Source organism: Shewanella sp. W3-18-1, from assembly GCF_000015185.1.
Lineage (GTDB): Bacteria > Pseudomonadota > Gammaproteobacteria > Enterobacterales > Shewanellaceae > Shewanella > Shewanella putrefaciens.
In genome coordinates, this window is sequence record NC_008750.1 from 201,461 (window position 1) to 220,076 (window position 18,616).

General features: G+C 45.4%; 16 protein-coding genes, 1 tRNA gene and 3 rRNA genes. 14 read left to right on the forward strand and 6 right to left on the reverse strand.

The genetic code is table 11. The features are described from left to right. Window positions 1-14: 14 nt before the first annotated feature. From rpsK to rplQ, 4 genes are read left to right on the forward strand one after another with little or no spacing between them, the layout of a single operon-like run. The gene (gene rpsK, locus SPUTW3181_RS00945; protein ID WP_006083577.1) at window positions 15-407 is read left to right on the forward strand and encodes a 30S ribosomal protein S11; all 393 of its coding nucleotides are present in this window, start codon (window positions 15-17) and stop codon (window positions 405-407) included. Window positions 408-439: 32 nt separating this feature from the next. Continuing rightward, on the forward strand, window positions 440-1,060 hold the full coding sequence (gene rpsD / locus SPUTW3181_RS00950) for a 30S ribosomal protein S4 (protein ID WP_011787582.1): 621 nt from the start codon (window positions 440-442) through the stop codon (window positions 1,058-1,060). 24 nt (window positions 1,061-1,084) lie between these two features. Beyond that, on the forward strand, window positions 1,085-2,074 hold the full coding sequence (locus tag SPUTW3181_RS00955; protein ID WP_007644468.1) for a DNA-directed RNA polymerase subunit alpha: 990 nt from the start codon (window positions 1,085-1,087) through the stop codon (window positions 2,072-2,074). A gap of 40 nt (window positions 2,075-2,114) precedes the next feature. Next, window positions 2,115-2,510 carry a 50S ribosomal protein L17 gene (gene rplQ, locus SPUTW3181_RS00960; protein WP_007644470.1) on the forward strand — a complete coding sequence of 132 codons (396 nt, stop codon included), beginning with the start codon at window positions 2,115-2,117 and terminating at the stop codon, window positions 2,508-2,510. Window positions 2,511-3,179: 669 nt separating this feature from the next. On the opposite strand, the gene ccmE is transcribed toward rplQ, so the two are convergent. Genes ccmE through ccmA form a run of 5 tightly spaced genes read right to left on the reverse strand, consistent with a single transcriptional unit; the run spans window position 3,180 to window position 5,961 of the window. Further along, entirely contained in the window at window positions 3,180-3,668 is a 489-nt protein-coding gene (ccmE, locus tag SPUTW3181_RS00965) for a cytochrome c maturation protein CcmE (protein WP_011787583.1), read from the reverse strand. Beyond that, window positions 3,665-3,865 carry a heme exporter protein CcmD gene (gene ccmD, locus SPUTW3181_RS00970; protein WP_011787584.1) on the reverse strand — a complete coding sequence of 67 codons (201 nt, stop codon included), beginning with the start codon at window positions 3,863-3,865 and terminating at the stop codon, window positions 3,665-3,667. Before ccmD ends, ccmE begins: the two co-directional genes overlap by 4 nt. Next, the gene (locus tag SPUTW3181_RS00975; RefSeq protein WP_011787585.1) at window positions 3,865-4,611 is read right to left on the reverse strand and encodes a heme ABC transporter permease; all 747 of its coding nucleotides are present in this window, start codon (window positions 4,609-4,611) and stop codon (window positions 3,865-3,867) included. The genes ccmD and SPUTW3181_RS00975 overlap by 1 nt, the downstream gene beginning before the upstream one ends. Window position 4,612: 1 nt before the next feature. Next, window positions 4,613-5,299, reverse strand: coding sequence for a heme exporter protein CcmB (gene ccmB / locus SPUTW3181_RS00980; protein ID WP_011787586.1), 687 nt, complete (start codon window positions 5,297-5,299; stop codon window positions 4,613-4,615). A gap of 11 nt (window positions 5,300-5,310) precedes the next feature. After that, window positions 5,311-5,961: a cytochrome c biogenesis heme-transporting ATPase CcmA gene (gene ccmA, locus SPUTW3181_RS00985; RefSeq protein ID WP_011787587.1), complete on the reverse strand. Its 651-nt coding sequence runs from the start codon at window positions 5,959-5,961 to the stop codon at window positions 5,311-5,313. Window positions 5,962-6,281: 320 nt separating this feature from the next. Between ccmA and SPUTW3181_RS00990 the strand changes: the two genes are divergently transcribed. Next, entirely contained in the window at window positions 6,282-6,581 is a 300-nt protein-coding gene (locus SPUTW3181_RS00990; RefSeq protein ID WP_011787588.1) for a c-type cytochrome, read from the forward strand. A 61-nt stretch (window positions 6,582-6,642) separates the two neighbouring features. Here the strand turns inward: SPUTW3181_RS00990 and ccmI are convergent, their stop codons facing one another. Further along, a complete protein-coding gene (gene ccmI, locus SPUTW3181_RS00995) occupies window positions 6,643-7,890 on the reverse strand; it encodes a c-type cytochrome biogenesis protein CcmI (RefSeq protein ID WP_011787589.1) in 1,248 nt (415 codons plus the stop codon). A gap of 396 nt (window positions 7,891-8,286) precedes the next feature. Here ccmI and SPUTW3181_RS01000 point away from each other — a divergent pair, with 396 nt between their 5' ends. The 9 genes from SPUTW3181_RS01000 to SPUTW3181_RS01045 all read left to right on the forward strand — a co-directional run bounded on the left by SPUTW3181_RS01000 (window position 8,287) and on the right by SPUTW3181_RS01045 (window position 18,595). Beyond that, window positions 8,287-10,266 (forward strand): heme lyase CcmF/NrfE family subunit, encoded by a 1,980-nt coding sequence (locus SPUTW3181_RS01000; protein ID WP_011787590.1) that lies wholly within the window; start codon window positions 8,287-8,289, stop codon window positions 10,264-10,266. A gap of 11 nt (window positions 10,267-10,277) precedes the next feature. Then, window positions 10,278-10,832, forward strand: a complete 555-nt coding sequence (locus tag SPUTW3181_RS01005) for a DsbE family thiol:disulfide interchange protein (protein ID WP_011787591.1) — start codon at window positions 10,278-10,280, stop codon at window positions 10,830-10,832. Further along, complete coding sequence (gene nrfF / locus SPUTW3181_RS01010) at window positions 10,829-11,308, forward strand: heme lyase NrfEFG subunit NrfF (RefSeq protein ID WP_011787592.1); 480 nt, start codon at window positions 10,829-10,831, stop codon at window positions 11,306-11,308. The genes SPUTW3181_RS01005 and nrfF overlap by 4 nt, the downstream gene beginning before the upstream one ends. Further along, a complete protein-coding gene (locus tag SPUTW3181_RS01015) occupies window positions 11,305-11,892 on the forward strand; it encodes a TlpA disulfide reductase family protein (RefSeq protein ID WP_011787593.1) in 588 nt (195 codons plus the stop codon). Before nrfF ends, SPUTW3181_RS01015 begins: the two co-directional genes overlap by 4 nt. A gap of 527 nt (window positions 11,893-12,419) precedes the next feature. Beyond that, window positions 12,420-13,962, forward strand: a 16S ribosomal RNA gene (locus SPUTW3181_RS01020). Window positions 13,963-14,440: 478 nt separating this feature from the next. Then, a 23S ribosomal RNA gene (locus tag SPUTW3181_RS01025) occupies window positions 14,441-17,333 on the forward strand. 182 nt (window positions 17,334-17,515) lie between these two features. Next, a 5S ribosomal RNA gene (gene rrf / locus SPUTW3181_RS01030) occupies window positions 17,516-17,631 on the forward strand. Together the 16S, 23S and 5S rRNA genes with 1 tRNA gene alongside form the textbook arrangement of a ribosomal RNA operon. Before the next feature lie 36 nt (window positions 17,632-17,667). Further along, a tRNA-Asp gene (locus SPUTW3181_RS01035) sits at window positions 17,668-17,744 on the forward strand. 338 nt (window positions 17,745-18,082) lie between these two features. Beyond that, window positions 18,083-18,595: a DUF1993 family protein gene (locus tag SPUTW3181_RS01045; protein WP_011787594.1), complete on the forward strand. Its 513-nt coding sequence runs from the start codon at window positions 18,083-18,085 to the stop codon at window positions 18,593-18,595. The last annotated feature ends 21 nt before the right edge of the window (window positions 18,596-18,616 follow it).

Genomic DNA, 18,616 nt, shown 5'->3' on the forward strand with positions numbered 1-18,616 from the left:
GGGAAGGTAAAGCAATGGCTAAAGTTCCGTCACGTTCTCCGCGTAAGCGCGTACGTAAACAGGTTGCAGATGGCATGGCTCATATCCATGCTTCTTTCAACAACACTATTGTCACCATTACAGATCGTCAAGGTAATGCGTTGTCATGGGCTACTTCAGGTGGTTCAGGTTTCCGTGGTTCACGTAAATCTACTCCATTTGCTGCACAGGTAGCTGCTGAGCGTGCAGGTGCTGCTGCTCAAGACTACGGTTTAAAAAACCTTGAAGTGTTTGTGAAGGGTCCAGGTCCAGGTCGTGAGTCAGCCATTCGTGCGCTGAACGCTGTTGGTTATAAAATTACCAACATTACCGATGTGACGCCGATCCCTCATAATGGTTGTCGTCCTCCTAAAAAGCGTCGTGTATAACGCCGTTTCATTAGGATTGTTGGAGAAAGATCATGGCAAGATACTTGGGTCCCAAGCTCAAGCTCAGCCGCCGAGAAGGTACAGACCTTTTCTTAAAAAGCGGTGTGAGAGCAATCGATTCAAAGTGTAAACTGGAAACTGCACCTGGACAACATGGCGCTCGTAAGCCACGTCTGTCTGAGTATGGTACTCAGTTACGCGAAAAACAAAAAGTTCGTCGTATTTACGGTGTGTTAGAAAAACAATTCCGTAACTATTACAAAGATGCTGCACGTCTGAAAGGCAACACTGGTGAAAACCTGTTGCAACTTTTAGAAACCCGTTTAGATAACGTTGTTTATCGTATGGGCTTCGGTGCTACTCGTGCAGAATCACGTCAGCTAGTAAGCCATAAATCAGTTATGGTTAACGGTCGTGTTGTTAACATTCCGTCATTCAAAGTGTCTGCGAATGATGTTGTGAGCATCCGCGAGAAGTCACGCACTCAAGCTCGTATTAAAGCGGCTTTAGAAGTGGCAGCTCAACGCGAGAAGCCTACATGGGTTGAAGTCGACAGCGCGAAAATGGAAGGTGCTTTCAAGCGCGTTCCAGAACGTAGCGATTTGTCTGCGGAAATTAACGAACAGCTGATCGTCGAGCTTTACTCTAAGTAAAGCTAACAAACAAGAGAGGACACAATGCAGGGTTCTGTTACAGAATTTCTTAAACCGCGTCTCGTTGATATCGAGCAGGTTAACTCAACACGTGCCAAGGTTACATTGGAACCACTTGAGCGTGGTTTCGGCCACACTTTAGGTAACGCGTTGCGTCGCATCCTATTGTCGTCTATGCCCGGCTGCGCGGTTACCGAAGTCGAGATTGACGGTGTACTGCACGAATACAGCAGTAAGGAAGGCGTACAAGAAGATATCCTTGAGATCTTGTTAAACCTGAAAGGGTTAGCAGTGACTATCGAGGGTAAAGACGAGGCTATGCTTACGTTGAGCAAGTCCGGCGCAGGCCCTGTCATCGCAGCAGATATCACGCATGATGGTGATGTCACTATCGTGAATCCTGATCATGTTATCTGTCATTTGACGGGTAACAATGATATCAGCATGCGTATTCGCGTTGAGCGTGGTCGTGGTTATGTGCCAGCATCTGCTCGTGCACAGACCGAAGACGATGATCGCCCAATCGGCCGTTTGCTGGTTGATGCTTCTTTCTCGCCAGTTGCACGTATTGCCTACAATGTAGAAGCAGCTCGTGTTGAACAGCGTACTGACTTGGATAAACTTGTTATCGATATGACCACTAATGGTACTATCGATCCTGAGGAAGCTATCCGTCGTTCCGCAACTATTTTAGCTGAACAGCTAGATGCGTTTGTTGAGCTGCGTGACGTGACTGAGCCAGAATTGAAAGAAGAGAAGCCGGAGTTCGATCCGATTCTGTTGCGTCCTGTCGACGATTTAGAGCTAACTGTACGTTCGGCTAACTGCTTGAAAGCCGAAGCGATTCATTACATCGGAGATCTGGTACAGCGTACTGAAGTTGAGCTGCTGAAGACCCCTAACTTAGGTAAGAAATCTCTTACAGAAATTAAGGACGTTTTGGCTTCTCGCGGACTGTCGTTAGGTATGCGTTTGGAAAACTGGCCTCCAGCCAGTTTAGCAGACGACCTATAAGTCTCAGGTTTGTACAGATTTAGGTTATAAGGATTAGGTCATGCGCCATCGTAAGAGTGGTCGTCAACTTAACCGCAACAGCAGCCACCGCCAAGCTATGTTCCGTAACATGGCAAGCTCACTGGTTCGTCATGAGATCATCAAGACAACCGTAGCTAAAGCGAAAGAACTGCGTCGCGTAGTTGAGCCTCTGATAACACTTGCTAAGAGTGACAGCGTTGCAAATCGTCGTTTAGCGTTTGCACGTACTCGCGACGCTGAAGTCGTAGGTAAGTTATTTACTGAGTTGGGTCCACGTTACCAGGAACGTCCTGGTGGCTATACCCGTATCCTTAAGTGCGGTTTACGTGCTGGTGATAAAGCCCCTATGGCTTACATCGAGCTAGTTGGTCGCCCAGAAGCTGCTCAAGCTGTTGATGTTGAAGCTGCTGAGTAATTAAGGTTACATAATTAAAAAACCGGGCAATTGCCCGGTTTTTTTATGTCAATTATTTACAACTCCTCTGCCCAAGTGGGTTGTTTCTCAATTTATTGAGGTAGTGTAATTTCCCATTTTGCGAGCCCTTGCCGACTGAACACAAACTTACCAAGGCCATCTATAACAGGGAAGATATATGCGGGTTTTTCGCTTGTAAGGATCCTTGCCGCCATAGCTGCTGCGATCTTGCAGTGGTTATAACCTCAAGCACGTAGCCTCAAATGTCCCCCCTTCAGCCGAGATACTGAAGTCACAAAAGCCGAAATTAGGTACAGGTGTATTATTGGCTATCCATTTTATGAGTTGATTCGCTTCACTGACTGATTTTCATCATCTTTCACTGCCTGATCAAGTGCGACGACTATGGCGTTATACCTGATAGTACATGTTGTTGCCAATCTTTTAGGCGTGCAAGTTGAAGACAGTGACTTCCACATCTCCCAGTATACGTGATAGCTGGTTACTGATGTAGTCTGCGGTAATGCTAGATGTTTCACCTTGGTCAAAAATGACTAATATTCATCTTTGCACGGTCTTAGGCAACAAACCTTGGATAAGTAGGAGTGAGCATCTGAGTAAGGGTAATAAAAAAGCCTCGCGAAGAGGCTTTATTGGTGGTTTATATTACTACTTAGTATCAGGTGCTTTTTGTTGGCTGTAGTCGAGCTTTTCATGTTTTTGCCCCATAGCTTCTGCTACTTCTGGTGGCATATAATTTTCATCATGCTTCGCTAATACTTCAGTTGCTTCAAGTTTACCTTCTGCTGTTAATACTCCTTGAGCAACAATACCTTGTCCTTCACGAAATAAATCTGGTAATAGGTCATCATAGGTGACTAAAATTTCACCGCCTAAAGAATCATGTACAGCGAACTGTACATGTAGACTATCTGGATCGCGCACCATAGAGCCAACGGTTACCATCCCACCTACACGGATACGTTGTCCAACATCAGGTTTGACCCCTGTGTCGGTCTTTCCATTCACGATTTCTGACGGTGTATAAAATAAATTTAAATTTGAGTTGAGCGCATACAGTAGAAGCGATGCAATGGCAGCAACACCACCAATTAATGCTACCGCTAATGTCAGTCTTTTTTTGCGTCTTGGGTTCACGATTTGGTACTCCTAGTTTCTTTGAGGCGCTCTTCACGATTCATCTTTTTAGCGATTTCAATCAGAACCTTACGCTTTTGGCGTGCGCTTGTTATGATGAGTACCGATAGGCAGAAGAACGTCACTCCGTAGGAAAGCCATACATAGAATGCATAGCCGCCCATATTAAAAAAATCACTGATAGAATCGAATTGCATTATTTGACCTCCTCAGCCTTAGCAAGTTCACGCACCCAAGGGCGCATTCCGTTTCTTGCTAAAATTTCAGCTTTGAATCTGACGATAGTAATCGCGCCTATCATAAGGCCGAAACCTAAAATATTGATTAAAAGTGGATACAACATCTCTGCTGGCATCGTTGATTTTTCAGTAATGCGAATAGTTGATGGCTGATGTAATGAGCTCCACCATTCAACTGAGTATTTGATAATAGGGATATTAATGACACCCACGATCGCTAAGATCCCTGCAGCACGAGCCGCAAGCACTTTATCTTCGAATGAGGCATATAATGAGATTACGCCTAAATATAAGAAGAGCAGTACAAGCTCTGAGGTTAGACGAGCATCCCATACCCACCAAGTTCCCCACATAGGCTTACCCCATGCAGCTCCTGTGAACAGTGCAATAAAAGTAATCACCGCACCAATAGGTGCAATAGATGCTGCGGCCCAATCAGCGAGCTTGACTTGCCATACCAGACCAATAAATGCTGCAGTTGCCATGCCCATGTAGGCTGCCATTGACATTGATGCTGCAGGTACATGGATAAAGATGATGCGATAACTATCACCCTGTTGATAATCTGTCGGGGCGAAGATTAATCCCCAAATAGTCCCTACTGCAATAAACAGACAAGCCAAGATTGCAAACCATGGGAATAATGTTCCTGATAATTTATATGCGCGTTCAGGATCCGCATAAGGGTGTAACCATTTCCACATTTTAGTTAGTACTCACTCGCAGAGATGCACCGATTGCAAAGGGTGCTAAGGTTAACGAACCGATCAACATAGCGCCTATTATAGCGAGCTGACCATCATAGGGTAAATTCATTCCCGCCGCATCGATTGCACTCGTTGCGAAGATGAGAACTGGGATATACAGGGGTAAAATCAGTAGGCTGAGCAAAACGCCGCCTTTGCGTAATCCGACGGTTAGAGCTACGCCAATCGCACCTAATAGTGATAAAACAGGTGTGCCCAGCGTTAAGGTTGCAATCAGTGCACCATAGCTATTGGTATCTAAATTTAGCAATACCGCGAGTAGCGGTGCAATGATAATTAATGGAACGCCAGTCAATATCCAATGTGCCAATACTTTTGCTAATACAAGAATTGATAATGGCTGTGGACTCAGCAGCATTTGCTCTAAGCTACCATCGCTAAAATCTGCTTTAAAAAGTCGTTCAAGCGATAGCATGGAGGCTAATAATGCTGCAACCCAAATAATACCGGGAGCAACGCGTGCTAGCATTTGCGGCTCTGGACCAATACCAAGGGGGAATAGAGTGACAACCATAATAAAAAATAACAATGGGTTAAAAATATCACCGCGGTGACGTACGGCAATTTTTAGATCCCGCTGTAACAAGGTAAAAAATGCCTGAGTAAAGCTGATGCCTCTTTTCATTATGCTTGACCTTATATGAAGCGATAATCTAGACGAATTTTACGAAGCCTATCATCTGTGATAATGCTCATATCTTGGTGAGTGGTAAGAATAACGCATCCACCATTATCTGCATGCTCAATAAACAGTTGCTCAAGTTCTTCAACACCTTTTTTATCAATAGCGGTAAAAGGTTCGTCAAGGATCCAAATTTTACAGTTGCTATGCCAAAGTCTTGCCAGTGCAGTTCTACGATGCTGACCTGCAGATAAATGGCCAGCCAGCGCTTCTTCAAATCCAGTTAAATTAACTTTGGCTAAGATAGAGGCTGTGTCGAATTCATCATAACCACTGATTCTTAAATTGAAATTAAGGTTCTCTTCGGCTGTTAATTCACATTTAACGCCTGCAAGGTGGCCTAAATACAGTAGGTCTTCGTTGTACTCGTCACGGCAACGATTGATATCTTCACTAAGATAAAAGGTTTGTCCTGCATAGGGACGCGAAAGCCCCGCTAAAATACGCAATAAGCTCGTTTTGCCTGCGCCGTTAGGGCCTTCAATTTGGACGATATCACCAGCATTAATATTAAAACTTAACTCATCAAACAGGATACGTTCTTCGCGGATACATGTCAGCTTGCTCGCTGATACCAGTGTGTTTACTGAAGTTATATTTGTCACTGAACCCTCTATCTCAAGCCGGAAGGAAACACAAGTGATTCTAACACAAACATTATTGCGGGGTTTACACTTGCTTTACTCTAGATGTCAGCAATTTGATGTGGTTCCAATAACCGCAATATTTATCGAACTTTTTTACGACTTGCTAATATATTAACGAATTTGTCACGCTTGTCGCTTTACAACGGTTACGCTGAGATTCTAATCACAAAAAGATGAGATTTATTGAAGTTTGTAGTAATCTTAGCCCGCTATAATGAGTCTGCCTCCACCAAGGGCAGCGTCGAGCTTTGTACGTATTTGCATTAGGAACATTGAACATGAAAAAACTGTTAGCAATGACTGCAGTCGCTGCTTTGACTATGTCAGTCAACGTTTCAGCTCAAGAAGCTGAGGCTATTTATAATAAGGCATGTACCGTATGCCATAGCATGGGTGTTGCCGGTGCTCCTAAAACTCACAATACTGCTGAATGGGAACCACGCTTAGCTAAAGGTATTGATACGCTGTTACACAGTGTTAAAACCGGTCTGAATGCTATGCCGCCAGGTGGCATGTGTACTGATTGTACTGATGATGATTACAAAGCTGCTATCCAATTTATGTCTACAGCTAAGTAATTACTCAGGTATAAAAAAACCGGTGCAAGCCGGTTTTTTTATACCAAAAATAAACGATAGGTTATTGTACTTGGGTATCAAGTACGAGGTTTGCTGTTTCACCTACAATAACTTTGCTGATCTTACCTTGAATATCACCAGCTTGAGGTTTGATATTGCCATGCTTGGAAAGTACGGCGATCACTTCAACGCTAGTCGCCTGACTTAATTTTGCATCTCCTCCCATGCCAGTGCTGTCATCTAACGTTACAGTAACGGGTAAGGCGCTTGCGCTCACTTTTGTTGCTGCTAAGGGGACTTTTGGACCCTCAGTTGCACGTGCAAACACAAAAATAGTGTCTTCTGGACTCGCCTTAGCTGCAAGTTCCGGAGAGATTGAAATCGCTATACTGACTGATTTTTTTCCCACTGCAGCTTGTTTATGCACGTCATCATCAGGCATACCTGTGGTTTCTGCTTGCATGCGTAGGTTTGCAGTTTCAATTGCATTCATTAACGCTGCGCGATCCACATCAGTACGGTCGCTATCAAGAATGGTTTGCCATGAGGTAATTGCTTTTTTGTAGTCAGCGAGAAAGAAAGAATTCATTCCAACGAGTAGCAGTGTTGAAGGATCTTGTGGATCCATCGCTAAGGATTCATCAATGATCGCTTGGATTTGTGGCGTCATCTGCTGTCCAGCTTTGTAGTACATAGCTGTCGCTTTTGGACCTAATAACTCCGCATGTTTACCGACTAATTCCATGACTTTATCGAAAGCGGCAATTGCCTTATCGAATTGATTTGCAGAAATATATGCATGGCCTAGGCTAAACCAAGCTTGGCTATTTTCAGGTTCTGCTTGTACTTGTGCTTCAATTGCCTGAATACGTTGCCCCATGATTTGGGCTGTATCCATTCCAGCATGTGGATTAGCGGGTTGGGCTGTTCCAATATTTTCGAAAGCACCTAGGTGCTGATACAGGTAACCTGAAATAGCAAGTAAACCCACTGACATTATTGATGGCCAGAGTATGGTTTTGGGTTTAATTTGATTAACCAGTGAATCATCTCCTGCCTGTTTGATATCTTGCAGTAAGCTGATTTCTAATTCTTTTTTAAGAGCATCAAATTCTGTTTGATCGAGCAGTTCTTCGCTCAGTTCTTTTTCTAGTGTTGCAAGACGTTCATTGAATAACTCGAGGTTCGTTTGTTTACGAACGCCAGCTTCTTCAGTACGTAACAACTTTTGTTGTCTGAAATGCGGGATCCAAATCAACGTTAGGCTGACTAACACAACAAGCGCAATAAAAATCCAAAATGTTGTCATTGTTTCTATATTCACTTTAGTTTGCATAAAAGCGGTGTTACCGCCGGCTTGGAAGCAAGATTATACGTAAAGATTATTCATTGAACAGTAATATAAGGCATTCATTGCACTGAAAGCTTATAGTTGGGCACTGGTTCACAAATTGATTCTTATTGTAAATTTTGTATGAAACTTAAGTGCCTTTTATCTGTCACATGCAGAACTATCGTTCTATGCGGCGGTTTTCTCAATATTTGAGTAATGAGACAAGTCACCCAGTTTTGTATGAAATAGGCAGACAGGAACAATAGCAAATACTAAAATGAACCAAATCTTGTACGTTTGTGTGAATAACATGTTGTGCGTTGATGTAGAGTCGTTCTAGATCAACATATTATTAGAGACTGAGGAAAACCCATGATCCCAGAACTTGGACACTTTTCGTTGATAATCGGAGTGGCTTTTGCCTTTCTGCTCGTCAGCGTTCCCCTTATTGGTGTTGCCCGTAAAGATCAATATCTTGTGAGGTATGCTTGGCCGTTAGCTTACGGAATGTTCTTTTTTATCAGTTTATCCGTTGTTTCACTTGGTTATAGCTTTGCTGTTGATGATTTCTCCGTCGCTTATGTGGCTCATCACTCTAACTCCCAGTTACCTATCTTCTTTAAGATTGCGGCCGTATGGGGCGGTCACGAAGGGTCGCTGCTATTTTGGGTGTTTTCATTAGCAACTTGGGCCGCTTCTGTTGCTTTATTCAGTAAAGGTTTAGAAGAAGTGTTCACCGCACGTGTACTTGCAGTTCTGGCAGTAATCGTGATTGGTTTTAGTTTGTTTATGTTGCTCACATCAAGCCCATTTGAGCGTTTATTCCCCATGCCTGCAGAAGGTCGTGACTTAAACCCAATGCTGCAGGATGTGGGCTTAATATTCCATCCACCTATGCTGTATTTGGGCTATGTTGGTTTTTCTGTAAGCTTTGCTTTTGCTATTGCGGCATTGATGAGTGGACGTCTTGATTCTGCATGGGCTCGTTGGTCTCGTCCTTGGACCTTGGCTGCATGGGTATTCCTCACGGGCGGTATTTCTTTAGGCTCTTGGTGGGCATATTACGAATTAGGCTGGGGTGGTTGGTGGTTCTGGGATCCTGTTGAGAATGCCTCTTTCATGCCTTGGTTAGTGGGTACTGCGCTTGTGCACTCTTTGATTGTGACCGAGAAACGCGGTGCCTTCCGTAACTGGACGGTATTGCTTTCCATCTTTGCTTTCTCTTTAAGCTTGCTTGGTACCTTTATTGTTCGCTCTGGCGTATTAACCTCAGTGCATTCATTTGCGGCAGATCCAAGCCGTGGTATGTTCATTCTGTTGTTACTTGGTTTAGCCATTGGTGGTTCTTTAACACTCTTTGCTTTCCGTGCCAGCGAAATGAGTAGCCCAGCACGTTTCGAGTTGAAGTCTAAAGAAACTATGCTGCTGATTTGTAACGTTCTGTTGACTGTTGCTACAGGTACTGTGTTATTAGGCACTTTATACCCACTGCTGATTGATGCACTTGGTATGGGTAAAATTTCTGTAGGGCCTCCATATTTCAATGCTGTATTTGTGCCTATCGTTTTAGTGTTGTTTGCTTTTATGGGTGTAGGTCCAATTATTCGCTGGAAAAAATCGAAGGCTGGCGAGCTTAGACGCCAACTACTGATCCCAGCTCTAATTTCTGTCGCGATAGGGATAGTGACACCATTTATAGTTGATGGTGCATTTAACGCGTGGGTTGCATTTGGTATTGCAGCGGCGGTATGGATCATACTTGCTACGGCAAGAGCCGCTTATAATATTGTTAAACCTAAAGAAGGTGATATTAGTGTTGCTCGTATGGGGCGCAGTCAATTTGGGATGATCTTGGCCCACTTCGGCATTGCCGTCTCTGTTATTGGTGCCACTATGGTATCTAACTATTCAGTTGAGAAAAGTGTCCGTATGGGACCAGGGGTTAGTCAAGAGTTAGCTGGTTATACCTTTAAGTATTTAGAGACAAAAAATGTCGTTGGCCCAAATTACACAGCTCAGCAGGGGCAAATTGAAATCTATAAAGATGACAAATTGTTAACACTGCTAAAGCCTGATCGCCGTCAATACAATGTACGAACCATGGATATGACCGAAGCTGGTATTGATTGGGGTCTGTTCCGTGATTTGTATGTGACTATGGGTGACCCTATCAGTGCAACAGAGTTTGCGGTACGTTTGAACTATAAACCCTTTGTCCGTTGGTTGTGGTTTGGATCGATTTTTATGATGATTGGTGGTTTCTTCGCTGCATCAGATAAGCGTTATCGCTCAAAAGTGGCGGCGATTGTTAAGCCACAAGTAGATAAAGCTAAACTGGCAACCGCTCAATAGTTGAGGAATATATGAAGAAGTTAGTTCTATTTATCCCTCTGGTGCTATTTCTTGCCATGGGAGTATTTTTATATAAAGGGTTGTTTTTGAATCCTCAAAAATTGGATTCAGCACTAGAAGGAAAGCCTATTCCGGCTTTCCAGCTAGAACGTCTAGAAACACCTGATGAGCTGATTACCAATGAACAGTTAAAAGGGAAAGTAGCATTACTCAACGTATGGGCGACTTGGTGCCCATCTTGTAAATATGAACACCCTTTTTTAAATATGTTATCGCGGAAAAATATTCTACCCATATACGGTATCAACTATCGGGATGAGCGTGCGCCTGCAATCGCTGAGCTGAGACGCCAAGGTGACCCATATACATTGAATATCTTTGATAAAGATGGACGCTTGGGTCTAGACCTTGGCGTTTATGGCGCTCCAGAAAGTTTTATTGTTGATCATAACGGTATTATTCGCTTCCGCTATGCAGGCCCTATTGATCAAAATGTCTGGAGTGAAACACTATTCCCAATGATCCAGCAATTACAGGCAGAAGCAGCAAAGGATAATGTATCGTGAAAATATTACTCAAATTAGTAAGCGGGTTAGTGCTGGTATTGAGTATGGTCACTAGTGCTATTGCTACACCTGTCGATACTTATGAATTTAAATCGCCGGATAATCAAAAGCGCGCTTTATCACTCGCTCACTCTTTGCGTTGTCCGCAGTGTCAAAACCAAAACTTAATTGATTCGAATTCTCCAGTTGCCAGTGATTTGCGGCTGGAAGTTTTTAAAATGGTCGATGAAGGTAAAGGCGATGATGAAATCATTGAGTTTATGACAAGTCGCTATGGTGAGTTTGTGCTGTATAAACCTAAAATGGAAGCCAAAACCTATATACTTTGGTTAGGGCCCATAGGTTTGTTAATCATCGGCTTAGCGATTGGTTATATTTTTATCCGCAAACAGCGCATCAGTGGCAACACACCTCAGGAGATCAGCGCTGAAGATCAACAAGCATTAGATGCCTTACTAAAGCGTAATAGCAAATGAAGCATAAATTAGCGATAGCGTTCATGCTGTCATCTATTTTATTAGGATTTACAGTTGGAGTTGTGCATGCCTATCCTGGGATGCAACAGGGAACAAATCCAGTAACATCCACAATTGATCTGATCAGTGTTTTACCTAAAGCTTTTCCGATTGAGCCTGCGCCTTTTAATGATGTCGATGGTAAATCCATCGACTTTAGCCAATATAAGGGCAAGGTTGTCATGGTTAATGTGTGGGCAACTTGGTGTCCGCCTTGTGTCAGAGAGTTACCAGCGATCGAAAGATTAGCGACTAAATTCAAAGCAGAGGATTTTGCACTCTTACCTATATCGATTGATGCTGATGGTAAACAACAAGTGCAACCGTTTTTGAACACACTAGGGATGGCAGGGTTTAACTCTTATTACGATCCTGAACAAAACCTAGGACAAGTATTTCCACTTGATACTATTCCTGCCACCTTTATTCTGGATCAAAACGGTCAGCTGATTGCATTTGTGCGATCATTTGTTGATTGGGATGACGCCAAGGCTGTGACACTCATCCAAGGATTCATAGATAAAGGGCATGCCAAGCCTGATTAATCATCAATTTGCTGGAAAAAGAGTTCTATCGTTTAAAAGATCGCCATGCGATCTTTTTCTTTTAAAAAGCGCTTGCAGAAAAAGTTTCGCTCCCTATAATGCGCATCCACTGACACGGCAGACAGCGAAAGCAAGCTGACGAGTTAGGTTGAATTGAACAGCTTTTAAGCACTTAATTCAAGCGCAGCAAGAAGTTGAAAAATACTCCTTGACGCGAAACGGGAAATACGTAGAATACGCAGCCCTAGCCAACTGGAAGCGTTCGACGCTCAGTGTGGTACTCACCTTCTCTTACGAGGTTGAGTTGCTCTTTAACAAGATAAAACAAGAAATCTGTGTGGACACTCACAGGTGTTGAGTTAATCGAAACTGCTTAGCCTTAGGGTTGGCAGTCAAAGAATTAATCAATGATGAAGAGTGTTCATAGCAATATGTACAGTTTGTTTCAGTGCTTCTTTTATAAGGAGTGCGAGAAACAAATGACAGAATTCATTGAGCCGTTTGACGTAAGTCAAACAACAAAACTTTAATTGAAGAGTTTGATCATGGCTCAGATTGAACGCTGGCGGCAGGCCTAACACATGCAAGTCGAGCGGCAGCACAAGGGAGTTTACTCCTGAGGTGGCGAGCGGCGGACGGGTGAGTAATGCCTAGGGATCTGCCCAGTCGAGGGGGATAACAGTTGGAAACGACTGCTAATACCGCATACGCCCTACGGGGGAAAGGAGGGGACCTTCTGGCCTTCCGCGATTGGATGAACCTAGGTGGGATTAGCTAGTTGGTGAGGTAATGGCTCACCAAGGCGACGATCCCTAGCTGTTCTGAGAGGATGATCAGCCACACTGGGACTGAGACACGGCCCAGACTCCTACGGGAGGCAGCAGTGGGGAATATTGCACAATGGGGGAAACCCTGATGCAGCCATGCCGCGTGTGTGAAGAAGGCCTTCGGGTTGTAAAGCACTTTCAGTAGGGAGGAAAGGGTAAGGTTTAATACGCCTTATCTGTGACGTTACCTACAGAAGAAGGACCGGCTAACTCCGTGCCAGCAGCCGCGGTAATACGGAGGGTCCGAGCGTTAATCGGAATTACTGGGCGTAAAGCGTGCGCAGGCGGTTTGTTAAGCGAGATGTGAAAGCCCTGGGCTCAACCTAGGAATAGCATTTCGAACTGGCGAACTAGAGTCTTGTAGAGGGGGGTAGAATTCCAGGTGTAGCGGTGAAATGCGTAGAGATCTGGAGGAATACCGGTGGCGAAGGCGGCCCCCTGGACAAAGACTGACGCTCATGCACGAAAGCGTGGGGAGCAAACAGGATTAGATACCCTGGTAGTCCACGCCGTAAACGATGTCTACTCGGAGTTTGGTGTCTTGAACACTGGGCTCTCAAGCTAACGCATTAAGTAGACCGCCTGGGGAGTACGGCCGCAAGGTTAAAACTCAAATGAATTGACGGGGGCCCGCACAAGCGGTGGAGCATGTGGTTTAATTCGATGCAACGCGAAGAACCTTACCTACTCTTGACATCCACAGAACTTTCCAGAGATGGATTGGTGCCTTCGGGAACTGTGAGACAGGTGCTGCATGGCTGTCGTCAGCTCGTGTTGTGAAATGTTGGGTTAAGTCCCGCAACGAGCGCAACCCCTATCCTTATTTGCCAGCACGTAATGGTGGGAACTCTAGGGAGACTGCCGGTGATAAACCGGAGGAAGGTGGGGACGACGTCAAGTCATCATGGCCCTTACGAGTAGGGCTACACACGTGCTACAATGGCGAGTACAGAGGGTTGCAAAGCCGCGAGGTGGAGCTAATCTCACAAAGCTCGTCGTAGTCCGGATTGGAGTCTGCAACTCGACTCCATGAAGTCGGAATCGCTAGTAATCGTGGATCAGAATGCCACGGTGAATACGTTCCCGGGCCTTGTACACACCGCCCGTCACACCATGGGAGTGGGCTGCAAAAGAAGTGGGTAGCTTAACCTTCGGGGGGGCGCTCACCACTTTGTGGTTCATGACTGGGGTGAAGTCGTAACAAGGTAGCCCTAGGGGAACCTGGGGCTGGATCACCTCCTTACCTATACGACTAACTCGATGCTTTTGAGTGTTCACACAGATTGCTTGTTTAGCTTCTCTCACGAGAAGTCAGAGCGAAACATCCCTCTAGCAGGTCGATGTAGTTCTTTAACAATTTGGAAAGCTGATAGTATTAAACACAATGATGTCTGTCGTTGTGTTGATACGAAAAAAGTTTAATGCGAGAGCATTGAACATTGAGTTCTCAAACACTTTATTAAGTGTCTTGAATATTCAAGTCTAAGGCGCGTCCACTTCTTTGGTCAGAAGTGAGACAAGTAAAACCAAGCTGGTCGCAATACAATTCGAGATGTGTTTTTTCTTATTTCGATAAGATAAGCGCAGCCAATCGCTTGTTAGGCAAGGCCGTAAGTTGAATGACGAATGAGTGTAGCAGCGCTACATGATTGAGGAATGAGACTTACAACGCCGCATAACAAGAGGAGTGGCAAGCGAAAAGAAACCTATCTGGGTTGTATGGTTAAGCGACTAAGCGTATACGGTGGATGCCTTGGCAGTCAGAGGCGATGAAGGACGTAGTAACTTGCGAAAAGCGTTGGCGAGCTAGTAACAAGCATTTGAGCTAACGATGTCCGAATGGGGGAACCCGGCCGCATAAGCGGTCATCATGTAGTGAATACATAGCTACATGAGGCGAACGAGGGGAACTGAAACATCTAAGTACCCTTAGGAAAAGAAATCAACCGAGATTCCCCTAGTAGCGGCGAGCGAACGGGGATTAGCCCTTAAGTCTATGGGGTGTTAGTGGAATGGTCTGGAAAGTCCAGCGGCACAGGGTGATAGCCCCGTACACGAAAACTAACCGTAGATGAAAACGAGTAAGGCGGGACACGTGACATCCTGTTTGAATATGGGGGGACCATCCTCCAAGGCTAAATACTCCTGACTGACCGATAGTGAACCAGTACCGTGAGGGAAAGGCGAAAAGAACCCCTGTGAGGGGAGTGAAATAGAACCTGAAACCGTATACGTACAAGCAGTGGGAGCGGTACTTGAGACCGTGACTGCGTACCTTTTGTATAATGGGTCAGCGACTTACATTTTGTAGCGAGGTTAAGCGAATAGCGGAGCCGTAGGGAAACCGAGTGTTAACTGCGCGTTTAGTTGCAAGGTGTAGACCCGAAACCCGGTGATCTAGCCATGGGCAGGTTGAAGGTTGAGTAACATCAACTGGAGGACCGAACCGACTAATGTTGAAAAATTAGCGGATGACTTGTGGCTGGGGGTGAAAGGCCAATCAAACCGGGAGATATCTGGTTCTCCTCGAAAGCTATTTAGGTAGCGCCTCGAGCGAATACCATTGGGGGTAGAGCACTGTTAAGGCTAGGGGGTCATCCCGACTTACCAACCCTTTGCAAACTCCGAATACCAATGAGTACTACTCGGGAGACAGACGGCGGGTGCTAACGTCCGTCGTCAAAAGGGAAACAACCCAGACCGTCAGCTAAGGTCCCAAAGTGTATGTTAAGTGGGAAACGATGTGGGAAGGCTTAGACAGCTAGGATGTTGGCTTAGAAGCAGCCATCATTTAAAGAAAGCGTAATAGCTCACTAGTCGAGTCGGCCTGCGCGGAAGATGTAACGGGGCTAAACATACCACCGAAGCTACGGGTGCAGCCCATTAGGGTTGCGCGGTAGAGGAGCGTTCTGTAAGCCGTTGAAGGTGAAGGGGTAACCCACGCTGGAGGTATCAGAAGTGCGAATGCTGACATGAGTAACGATAAAGGGGGTGAAAAACCCCCTCGCCGAAAGACCAAGGGTTCCTGTCCAACGTTAATCGGGGCAGGGTGAGTCGACCCCTAAGGTGAGGCCGAAAGGCGTAATCGATGGGAAACAGATTAATATTTCTGTACTTCCGCTAACTGCGATGGAGAGACGGAGAAGGCTAGGCTAGCGCGGCGTTGGTAGTCCGCGTTTAAGGTGGTAGGTGGGTGACTTAGGCAAATCCGGGTTGCTATACACTGAGAGCTGATGACGAGGTCCTACGGGACTGAAGTAGTTGATGCCATGCTTCCAGGAAAATCTTCTAAGCTTCAGGTTAGCGGGAATCGTACCCCAAACCGACACAGGTGGTCGGGTAGAGAATACCAAGGCGCTTGAGAGAACTCGGCTGAAGGAACTAGGCAAAATGGTACCGTAACTTCGGGAGAAGGTACGCTCCTGTTGGTGATGAGACTTGCTCTCTAAGCTGACGGGAGTCGCAGATACCAGGTGGCTGCAACTGTTTATCAAAAACACAGCACTGTGCAAACTCGCAAGAGGAAGTATACGGTGTGACGCCTGCCCGGTGCCGGAAGGTTAATTGATTGGGTTATCGCAAGAGAAGCTCATGATCGAAGCCCCGGTAAACGGCGGCCGTAACTATAACGGTCCTAAGGTAGCGAAATTCCTTGTCGGGTAAGTTCCGACCTGCACGAATGGCGTAATGATGGCCACGCTGTCTCCAGCCGAGACTCAGTGAAGTTGAAATTGCGGTGAAGATGCCGTATACCCGCGGCTAGACGGAAAGACCCCGTGAACCTTTACTATAGCTTGGCACTGAACATTGAACCTACATGTGTAGGATAGGTGGGAGACTATGAAGTTGGGACGCTAGTCCTGATGGAGTCGTCCTTGAAATACCACCCTTGTAGTTTTGATGTTCTAACCTAGACCCCTAATCGGGGTTAGGGACAGTGCCTGGTGGGTAGTTTGACTGGGGCGGTCTCCTCCCAAAGAGTAACGGAGGAGCACGAAGGTTGGCTAAGTACGGTCGGACATCGTACGGTTAGTGCAATGGCATAAGCCAGCTTAACTGCGAGACATACACGTCGAGCAGGTACGAAAGTAGGTCATAGTGATCCGGTGGTTCTGAATGGAAGGGCCATCGCTCAACGGATAAAAGGTACTCCGGGGATAACAGGCTGATACCGCCCAAGAGTTCATATCGACGGCGGTGTTTGGCACCTCGATGTCGGCTCATCACATCCTGGGGCTGAAGTCGGTCCCAAGGGTATGGCTGTTCGCCATTTAAAGTGGTACGCGAGCTGGGTTCAGAACGTCGTGAGACAGTTCGGTCCCTATCTGCCGTGGGCGTTGGATGATTGAGGGGAGTTGCTCCTAGTACGAGAGGACCGGAGTGAACGAACCGCTGGTGTTCGGGTTGTCATGCCAATGGCATTGCCCGGTAGCTACGTTCGGAATCGATAACCGCTGAAAGCATCTAAGCGGGAAGCGAGCCCCAAGATGAGTCATCCCTTGGACTATAAGTCCACTAAAGAGCCGTTCGAGACTAGGACGTTGATAGGCATGGTGTGTAAGCGTTGTGAGGCGTTGAGCTAACATGTACTAATGACTCGAGAGGCTTAACCATACAACCCAGATGGGTTTTACAAAGAAGCCTTAGACAGAATATAAACACTTAATGAAGTGTGGACTCAAAAAGCAATCAGTTTTCCGAATTCACTGGAATAAGAATTTATCAACTACATCCATGTAGTTGACCCTAACGGGCCGCGCTAAAGCGCGTTAAAAATTGTTCCGGACAATTTTTTGCTTGGTGACAATAGCATTGTGGAACCACCTGATCCCATCCCGAACTCAGAAGTGAAACGCAATCGCGCCGATGGTAGTGTGGGGTCTCCCCATGTGAGAGTAGGTCATCGCCAAGCGCCTAATTTAGGTTAACGTGCAAACGTTAGACTAAAGGAGCGGTAGTTCAGTTGGTTAGAATACCGGCCTGTCACGCCGGGGGTCGCGGGTTCGAGTCCCGTCCGCTCCGCCAACATTAAGAGATAAGCCTCATCGAAAGATGAGGCTTTTTTCGTTGTAAAATAAATGAAAATGAGCACCGATAAGGTGCCCAAGGTTCCCTCTTTTATCCTTGATAGTATTATCGGTTATGCTGATATTGTATTTTTCTACCTTCTCGAGCTAGTGATTATATCGGTTTGGGTGAGTTTCGAACTCTTTTCATTGTTTCGCTTTCTTTGTTGTGTTTATCTTGATGCTTTTATAATTAAGTGAACACTTAAATTCTAAAGACAATTGAAATTGAGTAATTTGCCCCAAGATAGTATGAAGTGCTGCAGTTTTGTAGCGTCCACCACCGAGGTCCATGCCATGCTTTATGATTTAACGGTTGTACAATTTAGCAAGATGCTAAAAAACTTAAGCGTTATTCTTGAAAAGGGCGAATGCTTCGCAAACCTCAAGAAAGTCGATATGGCGGTGCTGTTAAACTCCCGTTTAGCTCCAGATCAATTTAACCTTATTCGCCAAGTTCAAATTGCCTGTGATACAGCCAAAATTGGCGTAGCACGTTTGACAGATAACTTGGATACAGTGCCAAAGCATGATGATAGCGAAACGACGCTGGCTGAGTTACAAGCACGTATTAGCTCAGTTTTAGATTACTTAGCGACGTTTAAAGCGGAGGATTTTGCTAATGCGGCGGCAATTCATGTTTCACAACCACGTTGGGAAGGAAAATATCTGACAGGTTATGAGTTTGCCATTGAGCATGCTATCCCGAACATTTACTTTCATATAACAACAGCCTACGCAATTTTGCGCCATAATGGTGTCGAAATTGGAAAGAAAGATTACCTTGGTGCTATGCCATATAAGTCGTAAATCTAGGCTAGATGTAGTACT